This is a genomic window from Pseudomonas sp. FW305-E2 (assembly GCF_058782925.1).
The window spans coordinates 19,932-38,045 of record NZ_JBYSYE010000014.1; the positions used below are offsets into that span (position 1 = coordinate 19,932).

Consider the following 18,114-nt stretch of genomic DNA (forward strand, 5'->3'; position numbering starts at 1 on the left):
GTTTTGGGCCCCTTTCGCGACACAAGCCCGCTCCCACAGGATCGTGCCAGGCAGTTAGATGAGGTTCAGGAAGGCCTGGCGCCATGCAGCATTGGCAGGCAATGCCAGGAAATGCGGATTGAGCAGCGACTCGCGCGGCGGATACCGGAACGGCAAGCCATCCAGCCCGATCACTTCGCCACCGGCCCCCTCCACCACACCCTGCGCCGCAGCAGTATCCCACTGCGAAGTCGGCGCCAGGCGCGGATAACAATCGGCGCTGCCCTCGGCCAACAGGCAGAACTTCAACGAGCTGCCAATATTGGCCAGCTCCAGCTCGCCCACCGCAGCCCCAAGGCCGGCCAATAGCGCTTCCTGCTCCGGGCTGGAATGCCGACGGCTGGCCACCACGGTAAAACGCTCGCCCTGCGCGGGTGCGTTGCGTACTTGGATCAGCTGGGCTGCCTCACCGGCATCTGCACGCCAGGCCCCCATGCCGCGCCCACCAAAATAGCAGCGCCCATTGGTGGGCATCGACACCACGCCAAACACCACCTCGCCGTTCTCGATCAGGGCGATGTTGACCGTGAACTCTTCACTGCCGGCAATGAATTCCTTTGTGCCATCCAACGGGTCGACTAGCCACCAGCGGCTCCAACCCTGACGCTCGGCCAGCGCAATATTGCAGTCCTCTTCGGACAGCACCGGAATCTGCGGCGCCAGCGCCAGCAGACCATCGGCAATTACCCGGTGCGCGGCCAGGTCGGCGGCGGTAACCGGCGAATCGTCGGCCTTGTTGGTTACCGCGACATCGGCGCGCCAGAATGGCAGGATCGCCTCGCCTGCCGTCAGCGCCAGCTTGACCACTTCGTGCATCAGTTGCAGGTCGTTCATAGCTCCAGCAGCCCCCGCTGAATCAGCAGGTCACGGGCCAGGTACAACGCCGCCAGGGCGCGGCCCTCGGTGAACTGCGGATGCATGGCCAAGGCCGACAACTCACGCAGGTTGACCTTGTCGACCCGCATCGGCTCGGGCTCGTCGCCTTCCAGGCGCTCTTCGTACAGGTCGCTGGCCAGCACCACCTGAATCTTCTGGCTCATGTAGCCCGGCGACAACGACAGTTCCGTCAGGTGCTCCAGCTGGCGTGCGCCAAAACCGGCTTCTTCCTTGAGCTCCCGGTCGGCTGCCGCCAGCACGTCTTCGCCCGGCTCGATCAGGCCCTTGGGCAGCGACAGCTCGTATTCATCGGTGCCACCGCAGTATTCCTCCACCAGCACGGCGTGCTCGGCATCGAGCATGGCCACGATCATCACCGCGCCGTAGCCGTTACCCCGGCCCACCAGGCGCTCATAGGTGCGCTCGGCGCCATTGCTGAAGCGCAGCTGTACGGCTTCGACGCGGAACAGGCGGCTACTGGCGACAATTTCGCGGCTGAGTACGGTGGGTTTCTGGCGCATGGGGCGGCTCCTTGGCGTGAACGGGTTACTATACCGTGGCTTGCCGACTGATCGAGAGTTTCCCATGCCTGTTCTTCCCTGGTCTGCCATCGATACCGTCCTGCTGGACATGGATGGCACCCTGCTCGACCTGCATTACGACAACCGCTTCTGGCTGGACCACCTGCCCCAGCGCTATGCCGAGCTGCACGGTGTTAGCCGGGCCATGGCGGAAATGGAGCTGCAACCGCTGTTCGAACGCAATGCCGGCACATTGAACTGGTACTGCCTGGACTTCTGGAGCCGCGAGCTACGCCTGCCCATTCGCGAGCTGAAGCGGGAAATTGCCGACCTGATTGCCCTGCGCCCGGATGCCGATACCTTCCTGGCGGCGATTCGCCAGGCCGGCAAGCGTGTCGTGATGATCACCAATGCCCACCGTGACTCGCTGTCGCTGAAGCTGGAACGGGTGGAGCTTGCACCGTACTTCGAGCGGCTGATCAGCTCGCACGACTATGGCTACCCGAAGGAAAGCCCGCAGTTCTGGGATGCCCTGCAGGCGGATATCGGCTTCGAACCAGAACGCAGCCTGTTCATTGATGACACGCTGGCGATTCTGCGCAGTGCACGGCGGTTTGGTGTGGGGCACTTGCTGGCGGTGCGCCAGCCAGATAGCAAAGCAGGGCCGCGGGATACTGAAGAGTTTGCGGCGGTCGAGGATTACCGGGAGTTACTGGTAGGCCTATGAGGCCCTCTTCGCGGGTGAACCCGCTCCTACAGATACTGCGCCAGCCGTGAGAGGGCGCTCAACCTGTGGGAGCGGGCATGCCCGCGAAGAGGCCGGCACAGACTTCAGCGATCAGTCAGGAATACGCAGCACCTGCCCCGGATAGATCTTGTCCGGGTGCTTGAGCATCGGCTTGTTGGCCTCGAAAATCTTGTTGTACTGGTTGGCATTGCCATACACGACCATGGCAATGGCTGAAAGTGTGTCGCCCGATTTCACTGTGACGAACCTTGCCGCCTGGACTACCGGCCCGGTCACGGTGATCTGGTCCTCGACACTGGCCACGCCGCTGATGTTGCCCGCCGCCAGGATGATCTTCTCCTTCTCTTCCTGGCTGGCCACTTCACCCTTGAGGATGATCTTGTCTCCTTCTACAGTGGCGGTGATGTTGGGGTTGCCCAGGCCAACAGCTTCCACGTGTTTCTTAAGCTGCTCTTCGGCATTGGCGTTGCCAGGGGTCAGCAGGTCGATCAACTTCTCGCCGGCTTCCTTCACGAAACTGAACAGGCTCATTGCGCTCTCCTTGTTGACGAAACCTTGGACACAGGAGTCTAGGCCAGCTTTACCACTCCCGCCCTGCGCGACCAATCGACGCGGTCTATCAAGGCATAGACCCTAGCGATTAGACGCCGCCGGCCCGCACGCCTAGGCTTGTGCTATCAGAAAGCCGCCGGTATTCAGCGCCCCGATGAACAGCAAGCCTCCGGTCTGCGCGGCCTCATCGCCCTTGTCCATGCCCGCCGCCAGCAACACCTACGATTACGTCCAGCTCAGCGACGCCAAACGCGACAGCACCCCGCTGGCCGAGGAAGTGGCCCTGGCCATTGTCTATAACGGCCTCAACCAGGCGGTGATGCTGGTCAGCCCTACCGATCTGGAAGACTTCGCGGTCGGTTTCAGCGTCGGCAGCGGCATTGTCGAAGGCACCGCAGAAATCTACGACCTCAAGCTCTCCGGCAGCGGCTCGGCAATGTACGCCGACCTGGAAATCTCCAGCCGGGCGTTCTGGAACCTGAAAAACCAGCGCCGCCAACTGGCCGGCACCAGTGGTTGCGGGCTGTGTGGGGTCGAGGCCCTGGAGCAGGCGCTGCCGGATCTGGCCGTGTTGCCGGGTGCGCCCCTGCCCCCGGCCCAGTGGCTGGTCGGCCTGCGCGAGCGCATCGACGCCTTCCAGCCACTGGGCCAGCATTGCGGCGCCGTACATGCAGCACTGTTCATGGACCGCAAAGGCGAACTGCTGCTCGGCCGCGAAGACATCGGCCGGCACAACGCCCTCGACAAACTGATTGGTGCCCTGCTGCGGCAACACATCGACAGCCAGGGTGGCTTGGCCATCGTCACCAGCCGCTGCAGCCTGGAGTTGATCCAGAAAGTACTGCGTGCCGGCATCCAGACCCTGGTCAGCCTGTCAGCGCCCACCGGCCTTGCCCTGCAATGGGCACGCAAGCACAACCTCAACCTTATCCATTTGCCCAAGCACAGCGCACCGCGGGTCTACAGCCCAGCGGCGGAGTCGTAACAGTCGTGACCTCGTACCAACATCTTCCGGACAACGCCCCAGCCTCCCCTCCTCGCTACAAGCCCTACCACGGCCCCGCCGGCGGTTGGGGCGCACTGCGTAGCGTGGCCAAGGCCTGGGTCGGCAGCGATAACGCGCTGAAGAACATTCGCGCCCTGCTCAAGACCAACCAGAACGGCGGTTTCGACTGCCCCGGCTGCGCCTGGGGGGATTCGCCGGAAAGCGGCATGGTCAAGTTCTGCGAGAACGGCGCCAAGGCGGTGAACTGGGAAGCTACCAAGCGCCGTGTCGATGCTGCCTTCTTCGCCCGTTACAGCGTCACCTCGCTGCTGCAGCAAAGCGACTACTGGCTGGAGTACCAAGGGCGTCTGACCGAACCGATGGTCTACGACGCACCCAGCGACCGTTACCTGCCGATCAGCTGGGATGCCGCCTTCGCCCTGATCGCCCGCGAACTGAACAAGCTGGCCAACCCTGACCAGGCCGAATTCTATACCTCGGGACGTGCCAGCAACGAAGCGGCGTACCTGTACCAACTGTTCGTGCGCGCCTACGGCACCAACAACTTCCCTGACTGCTCGAACATGTGCCATGAGGCCAGCGGCGTGGCATTGGGGCAAAGCGTCGGGGTCGGCAAGGGTACAGTCACCTTCGACGACTTCGAGCACGCCGACTCTATTTTTGTCTGGGGCCAGAACCCCGGCACCAATCACCCGCGCATGCTCGACCCACTGCGCGATGCGGTAAAACGTGGCGCCCAGGTGGTGTGTATCAACCCGCTCAAGGAGCGTGGTCTGGAGCGCTTCCAGCACCCCCAGAACCCACTGGAAATGCTGACCAACAGTGACCGTCCGACCAACACCGCCTTCTTCCGCCCGGCCCTGGGTGGCGACATGGCGATGCTGCGTGGCATGGCCAAGTTCGCCCTGCAATGGGAACGCGAAGCCCAGGCCAACGGCGAACCGGCCGTGTTCGACCACGCCTTCATCGCCGAACATGGCCATGGCGTCGATGAGTACCTGGCCGTGGTGGACGCCACGCCGTGGTCGCACATCCAGGCACAGTCCGGCCTGACCTTGGCCGACATCGAACTGGCCGCGCGCATGTACTGCCGTGGCAAGCGGGTGATCATGTGCTGGGCGATGGGGATCACCCAACACCGCCACTCGGTGCCGACCATTCAGGAAATCGTCAACCTGCAGATGCTGCGTGGCAACATCGGCGCGCCCGGCGCCGGCCTGTGCCCGGTACGTGGCCACAGCAACGTGCAGGGTGACCGCACCATGGGCATCAACGAGCGCCCGCCAGAGGCGCTGCTGGATGCCATCGAAAAGCGCTTTGGCTTCCCTGTGCCGCGGCGCAATGGCCATAACACCGTCGAAGCCATACACGCGATGCTCGATGGCCGGGCCAAGGTTTTCATCGGCTTGGGCGGCAACTTCGCCCAAGCCACACCCGACACTGAGCGTACCGCCCAGGCGCTGCGCAACTGCGAGCTGACCGTGCACATCAGCACCAAGCTCAACCGTAGCCACCTGGTCCATGGCAAGCAGGCACTGATCCTGCCGTGCCTGGGCCGCACCGACATCGACCTGCAAGCCGACGGGCCGCAGGCAGTCACGGTGGAGGACTCGTTCAGCATGGTCCACGCCTCCAACGGCCAGCTGAAGCCGCTGTCGACGCAAATGCGCTCGGAGCCTGCAGTGATCGCTGGCATCGCCGCCGCCACGCTGGGCAAGCAACCGGTGGACTGGCACTGGCTGGTGGCCGACTACGACCGCATTCGCGATCTGATCGGCGATACCATTGCCGGTTTCAGCGGCTTTAACCAGCGCCTACGTAATCCGGGTGGCTTCTATCTGGGCAACAGCGCGGCCAGCCGCGAATGGGCGACCAGCACCGGCCGCGCCAACTTCAAGGCCAACCTGCTGCCCGACACGCTGCTTGACGAACGCGTACGGGCCAGCGGCCAGTTGCCAGACTTGATCATGCAATCGATGCGCTCGCACGATCAGTACAACACCACGATCTACGGCCTGGACGACCGCTACCGCGGTGTGCGCGGCCAACGCGAGGTGCTGTTCGCCAACGAAGCCGACATCATCCGCCTGGGCTTCCAGCCGGGGCAGAAGGTCGACATCGTTTCGCTGTGGGGGGATGAACATGTGCGCCGGGTGCAAGGCTTTACCCTGCTGGCCTTCGACATACCTGCCGGGCAGGCGGCGGCGTATTACCCGGAGGTGAACCCGCTGGTGCCACTGGAGAGCATTGGTGTGGGTAGCCATACGCCAACATCGAAGTTCATTGCCATCAAGCTGGAGCGTGCGCGCGAGGACGGGCGTATCCTGTAAAAATGAAAAAAGCCCTGTTCCGTGGCGGCTCAGGGCTTTGTCATAAAGGTCTCAGACAGCCTAAAAACGATAAAGTTTCATAGTAAATACAGCAAGTTAGAGAATTGTGTACAACTCGTGTTACTCGTCGGATTTCCGTTGCCAGCCACGTCTCTTAGCCTCAAATTCGCCTCGTCATCCCTATGAGGCTCTCTTGATGAAGAAGTACTCCTCGATTCTGTTGTTGTCTTTCAGCTTGCTCAGCGGCGTTGCCATGGCAGGCGGCACCACCGAGGCCGGCATTGGCGGCGCATTGGGTGGGGTACTGGGCTCTGTCGTGGGCAACTCCATCGGTGGCAGCACCGGCGGCGCCATTGGTGCCGGTCTGGGCGGTGCGGCAGGTGGCGCCCTGGGCGCAGACAAACGCCAGCGTGGTGAGGCCGCTATCGGCGGCGCGCTGGGCGCTGCAGGTGGTAACGTGGTCGGTCGCTCCGTGGGCGGCACCACGGGTAGCTACATTGGCGCGGCAGCCGGCGGTGGTGCCGGTGGTGCGCTGGGTAACTACCTGGGCAAAGAGGCCGACGAAGACGATTACCGCGATGGCCGCCGCTATCGTCGCGGCTACGACGACGACCGTCGTCACTGGGACCGTGGTCACCACTATGGCCACCGCAAGCACAAGCGCCACTGGCGCGACTAACGCCTGAGGGCCCTGCCCCCGGCAACAAAAGCCCCGCCCCTGCCAGCGGGGCTTTTTTATGCCTGCCGCTCCAGCATGAGGCCGGACAGGATAACCTGCAGCGCCTCTGGCAACGCCACAGGCCGGCCACTGTCGCGTTCGATGAACACCTGCACTACCGTGCCTGCTGCGCACGCCTCCGGTTCGCCCGGGCGATACAGCGCCAGCCGGTACTCTACCGTGCTGCCCGCCAGACGCGTCACTCCCAACCCCACCTCCAACAAATCCGGGAAGCCCGGTAGCGCGTAGAAATCCGCAGCCGAACTGACCACGAAGGCGGCCAGTTCACCGTGCCGCAGGTCCAGTTCAGCCTGCTCGACGAGAAACGCCTGGATCGCGGTTTCAAAAAAACCGTGCACCGTTGCACCGGCGATGTGGCCGTTCAGGTCGTTGTCCTGGGGGCGGGTGAGGATCGGGTGGAAGTGGGAGAAGGCAGTGCGCTGAGGGGCTTCGGTCATCTGGCTGGCTCTTGTCTTCGCAATGGATGCTGACAGTGAAACAGAAAAACCAGACTTTCGCTGCCTATGCGGGCCCCTTCGCGGGCAAGCCCGCTCCTACAACGGCCTGCCCCCCCCACCGGTCAGTGTGTAGGAGCGGGTTTACCCGCGAATACGATGGCGGCTGCGACGGTGAATCGCGGGTGGACATTGGCCAGCAGGTCCAGCCTTTTCGCGGGTAATCCCGCATCCACAAAAAAGCCGCCCCTGGGGGCGGCTTTCTCGTTGCGGCTGAGCTCGGCTTACAGCTGCGGGCCAGCGGCTTTGATGGCGTCGGAAACTTCGAACTTCTTGAAGTTTTCGATGAACAGCTTGGCCAGACCTTTGGCAGCCTCGTCGTAGGCCGCTTTGTCAGCCCAGTTGGTGCGCGGGTTGAGCAGTTCGGTTTCAACGCCCGGAACGGCCTTCGGCACGTCCAGGTTGATGATGTCCAGGTGCTCGGTTTCGGCACCGACCAGTGCGCCGCTCTGGATGGCAGCGATCACGGCACGGGTGGTGGGGATGCTGAAGCGCTTGCCAACGCCGTAGCCACCACCGGTCCAGCCGGTGTTGACCAGGTAGACCTTGGAGTTGAAACCGTTGATACGCTTGATCAGCAGCTCAGCGTACTCGCCAGCCGGACGCGGGAAGAACGGTGCGCCGAAGCAGGTGGAGAAGGTCGACTTGATGCCGCCGCCCGAGCCCATTTCAGTGGAACCGACCAGCGCGGTGTAGCCGGACAGGAAGTGGTAGGCCGCCTGCTCGTTGTTCAGGATCGAAACCGGAGGCAGAACACCTGTCAGGTCGCAGGTGAGGAAGATCACTGCGTTAGGCTCGCCGCCCAGGTTCGCTTCCGAACGCTTGGCAACGTGCTCCAGCGGGTAGGCCGCACGGCTGTTCTGAGTCAGGCTGACGTCGGTGTAGTCGGCGTGCTTGTTGGCGTCGAGAACGACGTTTTCCAGTACTGCGCCGTGCTTGATGGCTTTCCAGATGACCGGCTCGTTCTTTTCGGACAAGTCGATGCACTTGGCGTAGCAGCCGCCTTCCATGTTGAAGACAACGCCTTCGCCCCAACCGTGCTCGTCGTCACCGATCAGGTAACGGCTTTCGTCAGCCGAAAGGGTGGTCTTGCCAGTACCGGACAGGCCGAAGAACAAGGTCACATCGCCTTCTTCGCCGATGTTGGCTGCGCAGTGCATTGGCAGTACGTCGGCAGCCGGCAGCAGGAAGTTCTGCACCGAGAACATGGCTTTCTTCATTTCGCCGGCGTAGCGCATGCCAGCGATCAGCACTTTCTTCTGGGCGAAGTTGATGATCACGCAACCGTCGGAGTTGGTGCCGTCACGCTCAGGCTCGCACACGAAGTTGGCGACGTTGAGGATCTGCCACTGGTCGCGGCCAGCCGGGTTGAACTGCTCCGGGTTGATGAACAGGCAACGACCGAACAGGTTCTGCCAGGCAGTCTGGGTGGTCATCTTCACCGGCAGGTAGTGCTCGGCTGCGGCCCCTACGTGAACATAGGAAACGAAGTGATCCTGGGCGTTGTTGAACGCCTCGACGCGAGCCCACAGGGCATCGAACTTGTCAGCCGGGAACTTGCGGTTGATCGGGCCCCAGGAAATGGCGTCCTGGGTGGAAGGTTCTTCGACGATGAAACGGTCAGCCGGCGAGCGGCCAGTACGGTGACCAGTCTCCACGACCAGTGCGCCAGTATCGGCTAGTACGCCTTCACCGCGTTGCAGCGCTTCTTTTACCAGCTCATCGACGCTCAGGTCGGTGTACACGGTGTTGTTGGCTTGCGTCATGAGATACCCCATCCGGCCCGAGGCCGAGTGCTCCAAACGTTTTGTAGTTGTCTTGAAAAAACTACTACAGCGAAAAAAGTGGCCGGATTATGCCAGAAACGCCCAAAAAAAGTAGGCCCCTCCTGTCAGAACTGCGCTTTTGCGCAATTCGACAGGAGATTATCCTGTGATTTAACGTTTCAGTGACGAGTTTCTGAGGCCACGTCAGTACCGCCACCCGCAAACAGTTGCGCCACATCGCTGGCATCGAAGAAGTAGCGCTCGTTGCAGAACTGGCAATCGATCTCTACCGTCCCGCCACATTCGTCCACCAGCGCCTTGGCGTCGTGCTCGCCCAGACTGACCAGCGCATTGCCGGAGCGTTCCCGCGAACAGCTGCAATTGAAGCGCAGTGGCTGGATATCGAACAGGCGCACGGCGTCTTCGTGGTACAGGCGGTGCAGCAGGGTTTCGTTGCCCTCTGTCCACTCTTCAGGCTTGAGCGTCTTGGCCAGGGCCACCACGTGCTGCCAGCTGTCTTCGCGCTCTTCATCATCCGGCTGGCGATCACGCGGCAGTTGCTGCAGCAACAGCCCACGGGCCTTGCCGCCTGCGGCATCGAGCCAGAAACGGGTATTGAGCTGCTGCGACTGGACGAAGTAGTTGGTGAAGCATTCCGACAGGTTGGCGCCATCGAGGTCGACGGTCCCCTGGTAGCGCTGGCCCTTGACCGGGTCGATGGTCAGGGTCAGGTGGCCGTCGGGCATCAGCTGCGACAGGGTGGCATCAGCCGAAATCTGGTCCGCTTCGTAGCGGGCCATGCCGCGGATCTCGCGTTCGCTGGAGCATTCCACCATCAGCAGCGGAATCGGCCCAGCCGAGCGCGCCTGCAGAATCAGCAAGCCATCGAACTTCATCGCACCCACCAGCAAGGCGGTGGCGGCCATCAACTCACCGAGCAGCACCTTGACCGGCTGGGGGTACTCATGACGCGCCAACACTGCGGCGTAGCTGTCATCGAGAGACACCCACTCGCCGCGCACATCGCGCTCGTCGAAGATGAAACGTTGGGTGAAATCTGTATCAGGCAAATCGCTCATAGGTTTCGGCTATCTAAAAAATGATGACAAAATGGTTACAAGGGTTGTCGAGAATCGGCGAGAACCCGTGACAGAGCGCTCACAAGGCGCTCCGATTCCTGTTTGCAATAGAGGTATTTTATGGACAATCGACCACTGTTCCAAGCAAGGTGGTCCTGGGGGCCATTGGCAGCCTGTACGCTGCTTCCCATCGCTCTACTGTGTTTCTGGTTATGGCCTTTTGGCCAGATCCTGTGCCTGACTTTCGACGAGTGGCTGTTCCGCAGCCTGAACGCGCCGCTGGCCGATAGCACCACCTGGCGCTACATCTGGACCATCGGCAGCCTACGCCCGTTCGACATCGTCGTCGGCCTGATCCTGCTCGCTGTGCTCATTCGTGGTGACTGGGTGTTCAAGGCCGCTCAGGTTCGCCAGGCATTTTTCGGCTTTCTGGTCACGCTACTCCTCTTAGTGGTGATTCGCGCGCTGTTTTCCAAGTGGGTGGATGCAGCCGGGTGGCAACACAAGAGCCCATCGATGATCTTCGACGACGTCGTGCACCTGAGTGACTATTACCCGAACCTGGAGGCGGCCTGGGAACTCAAGGACCGTTCCAGCAAAAGTTTCCCGGGTGATCACGCCTCGGTGCTGCTGATCTGGGCGCTGTTCATGAGCGTGTTCAGCCGCCGCCTTGTGCAATACCTGGTGGTCTGGGGGCTCGCAGCGCTGTTCATGCTGCCGCGCCTGGTGGCCGGTGCCCACTGGGGGCAGGACGACTACATCGGCGGCTTGCTGATGGCCGTACTGGCGTTGGGCTGGAGCTACTACACGCCCCTGGCGGCCAAAGGCAGCGAGGCGTTGATGCGCTGGACAGCGCCGTTGTTCAAGCTGCTGTCCACGTTACCGTTGGTCGGACGAATGGCGGTGTTGCGCTAGATTCCTGGGGCTGCGCAGCAGCCCCATTCAATCGTAACTTCCATGCAGCTGGTGAATCTGCCGCCGCTGCTTCTTGGTCGGCCGGCCATCGGTGGTCACGCCCATGGCCCCGGCCTTACGCATCTCAGCCGCCTGTTCACGGCGACGCACACTTTCTTCGGTTTCCTCGTACAACGCCTGCGCCTCTGGGGCACCACGACGCACCACCGACAGCGCCTTCACCACCACCGTGCGCTCATCGAAGCCGGTACGCAGCACGAACTCGTCGCCCACCCGCGGCTCTTTGCCCGGCTTGCAACGCTCGCCCCGGCAATGCACCTTGCCACTCTCGATCGCCGCCTTGGCCAGCGCTCGCGTCTTGTAGAAGCGCGCCGCCCACAACCATTTGTCCAGGCGAACCTTGTCGTCGTCTTCGGCTTTTTGTGCCATCCCGTTACCTCGGATTCTGTCTTTCATCGAACTGTACTACCTTCACATACGGATGCAAAAAGTCCCCGCCGTGCTTAAAGTTCTCCACCTCATTCGCAGGGTGCGCTTCGTGAAGACATTTGACCATTTGACTGTGATCGGCCTGCGCGAGTGGGTCGCCCTGCCTGACCTCGGCGTGGCCGGGCTGCGCGCCAAGATCGACACCGGTGCCAGCACGTCGAGCCTGCATGCCACCGAAGTGGAACCCTTCGAGCGCGACGGCCAGCCCTGGGTTCGCTTCACTGCGCACCTGGGCTCGGTGGTGCAGTTGCGCCACCGCCGCTGCGAGGCACCGTTGGTGACGATGAAGACCATCAAAAGCTCCAACGGCCACGCCCAGACCCGCTACGTCATCCGCACGTCACTGGCGCTGGGTGATGGTGTGTGGGAGGTGGAGTTCACCCTGGCCTGCCGCAAGAACATGCGCTACCGCCTGTTGCTTGGCTCCAAGGCCCTGATACACGGCCAGCTGGTAGTGAACCCAGGCCTGAAATACGTACAAGACAAACCGGCCTTCCCGGCCACCCTTTCCCCTGTCACAGGTGCTGCATGAAGATCGCTGTGCTGTCGCGCAATCCGCGTCTGTATTCCACCCGCCGCCTGGTCGAAGCCGGTACCCAGCGTGGCCACGAAATGGTGGTGATCGATACCCTGCGGGCCTACATGAACATTGCCAGCCACAAGCCGCAGATCCACTACCGCGGCAAGCCGCTGGAAGGCTTCGATGCCGTGATCCCGCGCATAGGTGCTTCGGTTACGTTCTATGGCTGCGCGGTGCTGCGCCAGTTCGAAATGATGGGCGTCTACCCGCTCAACGAGTCGGTAGCCATTGCCCGCTCGCGCGACAAGCTGCGCTCGTTGCAGCTGTTGTCGCGGCGCGGCATCGGCTTGCCGATCACCGGTTTCGCCCACTCGCCGGATGACATCCCCGACTTGATCCAGATGGTCAACGGTGCCCCACTGGTGATCAAGGTACTGGAAGGCACCCAGGGCATTGGCGTGGTGCTGTGCGAAACCCCCCAGGCGGCCGAGTCGGTAATCGAAGCGTTCATGGGCCTCAAGCAAAACATCATGGTTCAGGAGTACATCAAGGAGGCCGGTGGCGCAGATATCCGATGCTTCGTGGTAGGCGACAAAGTAATTGCCTCGATGAAGCGTCAGGCCAAACCGGGCGAGTTCCGCTCCAACCTGCATCGGGGTGGCGTCGCCAGCCTGATAAAAATCACCCCAGAAGAGCGCATCACCGCCATCCGGGCGGCCAAGGTGATGGGGTTGAGCGTGGCGGGTGTGGATATCCTGCGTTCCAACCACGGGCCGTTGGTGATGGAGGTAAACTCGTCGCCAGGGCTGGAGGGCATTGAAGTCACCACCGGCAAGAACGTCGCCGGGATGATCATCGAGCACCTGGAGAAGAATGGCGGGCCCAATCAGACCCGGACCAAGGGCAAAGGCTGATTCAAGCCTGTGCCCGCCTCTTCGCGGCTAAGCCGCTGCCACAGGTACTGCACAATCCCTGTAGGAGCGGCTTTAACCGCGAAGAGGCCAGTGAGCCTCACACAGCATTACGCGGCAGCAGCAGCCCCAGCGGCAACCTGACCCGCGCCTCGATCCCGCCGCCAGACCGGTTACGCAACTCCACGTTCCCGCCATGTTGCGCAGCAATCCGCTTCACGATCGCCAGCCCCAACCCGGTGCCCTTGCCGCCCCGCGCCCGGTCACCGCGAATGAACGGGTTGAAAATGGTTTCCAGCTCCGACTCGTCAATACCGGTGCCCCGGTCCAGCACACTGAGCACCACATACGGCGCACTCTCATCACCTGATACATAGGCAGCCACCTCGACCCCCTTGCCAGCATGGTGCAGGGCGTTGCCGATCAGGTTGCCGAGCATGCGCTTGAGCGAAACCCGGCGCAGCGGGAACGGTGGAATCGGCTCCAGGCACAAGCGCACACGCTCTTCCGGCTGGTTGTACGGAGCCACCACCTCACGCACCAAGTCAGCAAGGTCGACCTCTTCCACCGGCTCGTCACGCCCATCGCGGATGAAGGCCAGGAACTGATCGAGAATCGCGTCCATGTCCTCGATATCGCGAACCATGTCATCGCTCAGCTCGTTGTCGCTGTTCAGCAAGGACAGCGACAGACGCAGGCGCGTCAGTGGCGTGCGCAAGTCGTGGGAAACCCCGGCCAGCATCAACTCACGCTCGCGCCCGGCCTGCTCGACATCCTCGGCCATCTGGTTGAACGCCTTGTACACCTCGGTCATCTCGCTGGGGGTATCGCTGATCGGCAGGCGCACACTGCGCCCCTGGCCAAGCTGGCGGGCGGCGAACACCAAGCGTTTGAGCGGCTGGTTGAGCTGACGCACAAAAATCCACGCCGATGCTGTGGACAACAAGCCAATGGCCAGGAACCAGCCCAGCACGTTCCAGATCTTCTGCCCACGCAATGGGTGCGGGTACAGCGGCACTTTCAGCCAACCCGGACCCAGGCTTGGCGCATTGACCCACAACGCGGGCGGTGCATGAATGCGCAGCCGCACTTCGGTGTCGTCACCCAGCTCGGCCTGCATCTGCCGTTGGTAGATTTCACTGTAGGGCCAATGCTGCTCGCCTTCGGGCACACCCGAGCCGGTCACCCGGATAAGGCCTGCCGCCTCGGCGATCTTGTCGCGGTTTTCTTCGTCGGCGGCCCAATAGGCGCGCAAGGTCAGCGCTACACCATGGCTGTACTGACGGTCGACCAGCACGTCCTCGTTCATCAGCAGGTAGACCAGGGTCAGCGCCTTGGAGAACAGAACGACGATCAACACCAGCCACAGGGTGCGGGCGAAGAAACTTTGCGGAAACCAGAGCGGTGTTTTCATCGACGTTCAGGCATCATTTTCCGGCGTTTCCGTCCGGTACGAACACGTAGCCGACGCCCCAGACGGTCTGGATGTAACGCGGCTTGGACGGGTCCGGCTCGATCATGCGACGCAGGCGTGAGATCTGCACATCGATGGAGCGCTCCAGCGCATCCCATTCGCGGCCGCGCGCCAGGTTCATCAGCTTGTCGCGGGTCAACGGCTCCCGGGCGTGCATGACCAGGGCCTTGAGCACGGCGAACTCGCCGGTGGTGAGCATGTGCACTTCGTTGCCGCGCTTGAGCTCGCGGGTGGCCAGCGACAGCTCATAGTCGCCGAAGGTGACCGACTCGTCCTCGCTGCCCGGCGCACCCGGCACGCTCGGCGCCTGACGACGCAGCACCGCCTTGACCCGGGCCATCAGTTCGTCCGGGTTGAACGGCTTGCCCAGGTAGTCGTCGGCGCCCAGCTCCAGGCCCTTGATGCGGCTGAGCTCGTCGCCCTTGGCGGTCAGCATGATGATCGGGATCTGGTTGTTCTGCTGGCGCAGGCGCTTGCAGGCGGACAGGCCATCCTCGCCTGGCAGCATCAGGTCGAGCACCACCAGGTTGAACACCTCGCGCTGCAGCAGGCGATCCATTTGCTCGGTGTTGGGCACCGCACGGGCACGGTAGCCCTTGCTGGTGAAGAAACGTTCCAGCAGGCTGCTAAGCCCCGGATCGTCGTCGACGATGAGAATCTTGTCACCTTCAGCGGTGTTTGGCGTGCCGGTCATGAATAACTCCTCTGATATCGCCGCGCATTATGGCGTAGCCATTGCTGCACGTTGCGTGAGCATTGTTAGCAGATTTTTCCCCCGGCGCCAGTTCCGGCTGGCCGGGCGCCATCACCGCAAGCCGTTTGCGATGGGTATAATGCGCGGCTTTCATCCAGCGCCGCCGGGCAAAAAGCCCACAGGCGACCCCCGTATTCACAAATGTCAGGTGGTTTACATGGACAGCATCAACAGCCGTATCGCCGAGGAACTGGGCGTACGCCCGCAGCAGGTCGAGGCGGCCGTGAGCCTGTTGGACGAAGGCTCGACCGTGCCCTTCATCGCCCGCTACCGCAAGGAAGTGACCGGTAGCCTTGACGACACTCAGTTGCGCCACCTGGAAGAGCGCCTGCGCTACCTGCGCGAACTCGACGAGCGTCGCGCCAGCATCCTTTCCAGCATCGAGGAACAGGGCAAGCTGACCCCGGAACTGGCCCGCGAGATCAAGCTGGCCGACACCAAGACCCGCCTCGAAGACCTGTACCTGCCCTACAAGCAGAAACGCCGCACCAAGGGCCAGATCGCCCTGGAAGCCGGCCTCGGCGAACTGGCCGATGGCCTGTTCAACGACCCGACCCTGGCCCCGGAAAGCGAAGCCGCACGCTTCGTCAATATCGAAAAGGGCGTGGCCGACGTGAAGGCCGCGCTGGAAGGCGCCAAATACATCCTGATGGAGCGTTTTGCCGAAGACGCCGCCCTGCTCGACAAGCTGCGCAGCTACCTCAAGCAGGAAGCCGTACTCAGCGCCCGCGTCGTGGCTGGCAAGGAAGAGGAAGGCGCCAAGTTCCGCGACTACTTCGCTCATGACGAGCTGCTGCGCACGGCGCCATCGCACCGTGCCCTGGCGATCTTCCGCGGGCGCAACGAAGGCGTGTTGAGCGTCTCGCTGAAGGTCGGCGAAGAACTGCCCGGCACCCTGCACCCATGCGAACTGATGATCGGCAACCACGTCGGCATCGAAAACCGCAGCCGACCCGCCGACAAGTGGCTGGGAGAAGTGGTGCGCTGGACCTGGAAGGTCAAGCTGTACACCCACCTGGAAACCGACCTGTTCGGCGAGCTGCGCGACAGTGCCGAAGGCGAGGCGATCAACGTGTTCGCCCACAACCTGCACGATCTGCTGCTGGCCGCCCCGGCCGGCCCGCGCGCCACCCTGGGCTTCGACCCGGGCCTGCGCACCGGCTGCAAGATCGCCGTGGTCGACGCAACCGGCAAGCTGCTGGACCACACCACGGTCTACCCGCACGCGCCGAAGAACGACTGGGACCGCACCATTTCCATCATGGCCGCACTGTGCGCCAAACACTCGGTGGAGCTGATCGCCATTGGCAACGGTACCGCCAGCCGCGAAAGCGACAAGCTGGTGGCCGAGCTGGTCAAGAAATATCCAGCCCTGAAAATCACCAAGATCATGGTCTCCGAAGCCGGTGCTTCGGTGTACTCGGCATCGGAACTGGCCGCCCGCGAGTTCCCGGACCTGGACGTGTCGATCCGCGGCGCCGTGTCGATCGCCCGCCGCCTGCAGGATCCACTGGCCGAACTGGTGAAGATCGATCCGAAATCCATCGGTGTCGGCCAGTACCAGCACGACGTGTCCCAGCTGAAACTGGCACGTGGCCTGGACGCGGTGGTCGAGGACTGTGTGAACGCCGTGGGCGTGGACGTGAACACCGCTTCGGTGGCGCTGCTGACGCGCATCTCCGGCCTCAATGCCACGCTGGCACAGAACATCGTCGCCCACCGCGATGCCAATGGTCCGTTTGCCACCCGTGCAGCACTGAAAAAGGTCAGCCGCCTGGGTGAGAAAACCTTCGAGCAGGCCGCCGGCTTCCTGCGTGTGATGAACGGCGACAACCCGCTGGACGCCTCTGCGGTGCACCCTGAGGCTTATCCGCTGGTGCAGCGCATTGCTGCTGATACCGACCGCGACATCCGCTCGCTGATTGGTGACAGCAGCTTCCTCAAGCGCCTGGACCCGAAAAAGTTCACCGACGAAACCTTCGGTCTGCCAACTGTCACCGACATCCTGCAAGAGCTGGACAAGCCCGGCCGCGACCCGCGTCCGGAGTTCAAGACCGCCACCTTCCAGGACGGCGTCGAAGACCTCAAGGACCTGGAACCGGGCATGATCCTCGAAGGCGTGGTGACCAACGTTACCAACTTCGGTGCCTTCGTCGACATCGGCGTGCACCAGGATGGCCTGGTGCATATCTCGGCGCTGTCGGAGAAGTTCGTCAAAGACCCGCGTGAAGCGGTCAAGGCCGGCGATGTGGTCAAGGTCAAGGTCATGGAAGTGGACATCCCGCGCAAACGCGTCGGCCTGTCCATGCGCATGAGCGACACCCCGGGCGAGAAGGTCGAAGGCAACCGCGGTGGTAACCGCGGCAATGGTGGCAGCCGCCAGCAGCAGGCACCGCGCCAGCGTGAAACCGCCACGGCTGCGCCGGCCAACAACGCCATGGCCTCGCTGTTCGCCAACGCCAAGCAATTGAAGAAGAAGTAATGGACGTACCACGCGAATACGTCGAAAGCGCCTTCAGCCAACTGCTGGGCTGCCGCCTGCAACACCTGGACACAGGTGTTGCCGAGGTAGCGCTGGCGCTGGAGCCCCAGTTGCGCAACCGTGGCCAGAAGCTGCACGGCGGGGCGATCTTCAGCCTGGTGGATATCGCCATGGGCCTGGCCTGCTCGGCCAGCCATGGCTTTGACCAGCAAAGCGTCACCATCGAGTGCAAGATCAACTACATGCGTGCCGTCAGCGACGGCGAAGTGCTGTGCACCGCCCGCGTGCTGCACGCTGGGCGGCGCACCCTGGTGGTCGACGCCGACGTAGTTCAGGGCGACAAGCTGGTGGCCAAAGCGCAAGGAACCTTCGCGGTTCTCTAGCTCACCAAGCAGTATCTGCGGTATTTTCAGCAGTGC

18 protein-coding genes are annotated in these 18,114 nt (G+C 62.6%); 9 read left to right on the plus strand and 9 right to left on the minus strand.

The features are described from left to right. Nucleotides 1-54: 54 nt before the first annotated feature. A complete protein-coding gene (cysQ, locus tag AC3WLP_RS13170; protein WP_088513476.1) occupies nucleotides 55-873 on the minus strand; it encodes a 3'(2'),5'-bisphosphate nucleotidase CysQ in 819 nt (272 codons plus the stop codon). Beyond that, nucleotides 870-1,436 (minus strand): ADP compounds hydrolase NudE, encoded by a 567-nt coding sequence (gene nudE, locus AC3WLP_RS13175; RefSeq protein WP_003255794.1) that lies wholly within the window; start codon nucleotides 1,434-1,436, stop codon nucleotides 870-872. Before nudE ends, cysQ begins: the two co-directional genes overlap by 4 nt. 64 nt (nucleotides 1,437-1,500) lie before the next feature. On the opposite strand from nudE, the gene yrfG reads away from it, so the two are divergent. Continuing rightward, the gene (gene yrfG, locus AC3WLP_RS13180; RefSeq protein ID WP_003255795.1) at nucleotides 1,501-2,163 is read left to right on the plus strand and encodes a GMP/IMP nucleotidase; all 663 of its coding nucleotides are present in this window, start codon (nucleotides 1,501-1,503) and stop codon (nucleotides 2,161-2,163) included. A gap of 111 nt (nucleotides 2,164-2,274) precedes the next feature. Here the strand turns inward: yrfG and lysM are convergent, their stop codons facing one another. Continuing rightward, nucleotides 2,275-2,715, minus strand: coding sequence for a peptidoglycan-binding protein LysM (gene lysM, locus AC3WLP_RS13185; RefSeq protein WP_010951629.1), 441 nt, complete (start codon nucleotides 2,713-2,715; stop codon nucleotides 2,275-2,277). Between the two features lie 175 nt (nucleotides 2,716-2,890). Here lysM and fdhD point away from each other — a divergent pair, with 175 nt between their 5' ends. From fdhD to AC3WLP_RS13200, 3 genes are all read left to right on the plus strand, one after another. Continuing rightward, nucleotides 2,891-3,721 (plus strand): formate dehydrogenase accessory sulfurtransferase FdhD, encoded by an 831-nt coding sequence (gene fdhD, locus AC3WLP_RS13190; RefSeq protein ID WP_088513475.1) that lies wholly within the window; start codon nucleotides 2,891-2,893, stop codon nucleotides 3,719-3,721. A 5-nt stretch (nucleotides 3,722-3,726) separates the two neighbouring features. Next, nucleotides 3,727-6,072 carry an FdhF/YdeP family oxidoreductase gene (locus tag AC3WLP_RS13195; RefSeq protein ID WP_088513474.1) on the plus strand — a complete coding sequence of 782 codons (2,346 nt, stop codon included), beginning with the start codon at nucleotides 3,727-3,729 and terminating at the stop codon, nucleotides 6,070-6,072. A 196-nt stretch (nucleotides 6,073-6,268) separates the two neighbouring features. Then, nucleotides 6,269-6,751, plus strand: coding sequence for a YMGG-like glycine zipper-containing protein (locus AC3WLP_RS13200; protein ID WP_003255803.1), 483 nt, complete (start codon nucleotides 6,269-6,271; stop codon nucleotides 6,749-6,751). 56 nt (nucleotides 6,752-6,807) lie between these two features. Here AC3WLP_RS13200 and AC3WLP_RS13205 read toward each other — a convergent pair whose 3' ends face one another. The 3 genes from AC3WLP_RS13205 to hslO form a co-directional block, all read right to left on the minus strand. Continuing rightward, complete coding sequence (locus AC3WLP_RS13205) at nucleotides 6,808-7,248, minus strand: acyl-CoA thioesterase (protein WP_011953215.1); 441 nt, start codon at nucleotides 7,246-7,248, stop codon at nucleotides 6,808-6,810. Between the two features lie 281 nt (nucleotides 7,249-7,529). After that, entirely contained in the window at nucleotides 7,530-9,071 is a 1,542-nt protein-coding gene (locus AC3WLP_RS13210) for a phosphoenolpyruvate carboxykinase (RefSeq protein WP_003255806.1), read from the minus strand. A gap of 179 nt (nucleotides 9,072-9,250) precedes the next feature. Further along, nucleotides 9,251-10,150: an Hsp33 family molecular chaperone HslO gene (gene hslO / locus AC3WLP_RS13215; RefSeq protein WP_088513473.1), complete on the minus strand. Its 900-nt coding sequence runs from the start codon at nucleotides 10,148-10,150 to the stop codon at nucleotides 9,251-9,253. Nucleotides 10,151-10,270: 120 nt separating this feature from the next. On the opposite strand from hslO, the gene AC3WLP_RS13220 reads away from it, so the two are divergent. Continuing rightward, entirely contained in the window at nucleotides 10,271-11,065 is a 795-nt protein-coding gene (locus AC3WLP_RS13220; protein WP_004576368.1) for a phosphatase PAP2 family protein, read from the plus strand. A gap of 27 nt (nucleotides 11,066-11,092) precedes the next feature. Here the strand turns inward: AC3WLP_RS13220 and AC3WLP_RS13225 are convergent, their stop codons facing one another. Next, a complete protein-coding gene (locus AC3WLP_RS13225; RefSeq protein ID WP_003255812.1) occupies nucleotides 11,093-11,494 on the minus strand; it encodes an RNA-binding S4 domain-containing protein in 402 nt (133 codons plus the stop codon). Between the two features lie 109 nt (nucleotides 11,495-11,603). Here AC3WLP_RS13225 and rimB point away from each other — a divergent pair, with 109 nt between their 5' ends. Together rimB and rimK are read left to right on the plus strand one after the other, a co-directional pair. After that, a complete protein-coding gene (gene rimB, locus AC3WLP_RS13230) occupies nucleotides 11,604-12,086 on the plus strand; it encodes a retropepsin-like aspartic endopeptidase RimB (protein ID WP_004576370.1) in 483 nt (160 codons plus the stop codon). Further along, nucleotides 12,083-12,988: a 30S ribosomal protein S6--L-glutamate ligase gene (gene rimK, locus AC3WLP_RS13235; protein ID WP_003255817.1), complete on the plus strand. Its 906-nt coding sequence runs from the start codon at nucleotides 12,083-12,085 to the stop codon at nucleotides 12,986-12,988. The genes rimB and rimK overlap by 4 nt, the downstream gene beginning before the upstream one ends. A 97-nt stretch (nucleotides 12,989-13,085) precedes the next feature. Here the strand turns inward: rimK and AC3WLP_RS13240 are convergent, their stop codons facing one another. Together AC3WLP_RS13240 and ompR are read right to left on the minus strand one after the other, a co-directional pair. Beyond that, nucleotides 13,086-14,399: an ATP-binding protein gene (locus tag AC3WLP_RS13240; protein ID WP_003255819.1), complete on the minus strand. Its 1,314-nt coding sequence runs from the start codon at nucleotides 14,397-14,399 to the stop codon at nucleotides 13,086-13,088. A gap of 13 nt (nucleotides 14,400-14,412) precedes the next feature. Next, the gene (gene ompR / locus AC3WLP_RS13245) at nucleotides 14,413-15,153 is read right to left on the minus strand and encodes an osmolarity response regulator transcription factor OmpR (RefSeq protein WP_003255821.1); all 741 of its coding nucleotides are present in this window, start codon (nucleotides 15,151-15,153) and stop codon (nucleotides 14,413-14,415) included. Nucleotides 15,154-15,370: 217 nt separating this feature from the next. Here ompR and AC3WLP_RS13250 point away from each other — a divergent pair, with 217 nt between their 5' ends. Continuing rightward, nucleotides 15,371-17,695, plus strand: a complete 2,325-nt coding sequence (locus AC3WLP_RS13250; protein WP_088513472.1) for a Tex family protein — start codon at nucleotides 15,371-15,373, stop codon at nucleotides 17,693-17,695. After that, entirely contained in the window at nucleotides 17,695-18,078 is a 384-nt protein-coding gene (locus AC3WLP_RS13255; protein ID WP_003255824.1) for a PaaI family thioesterase, read from the plus strand. The genes AC3WLP_RS13250 and AC3WLP_RS13255 overlap by 1 nt, the downstream gene beginning before the upstream one ends. Nucleotides 18,079-18,114: the final 36 nt, after the last annotated feature.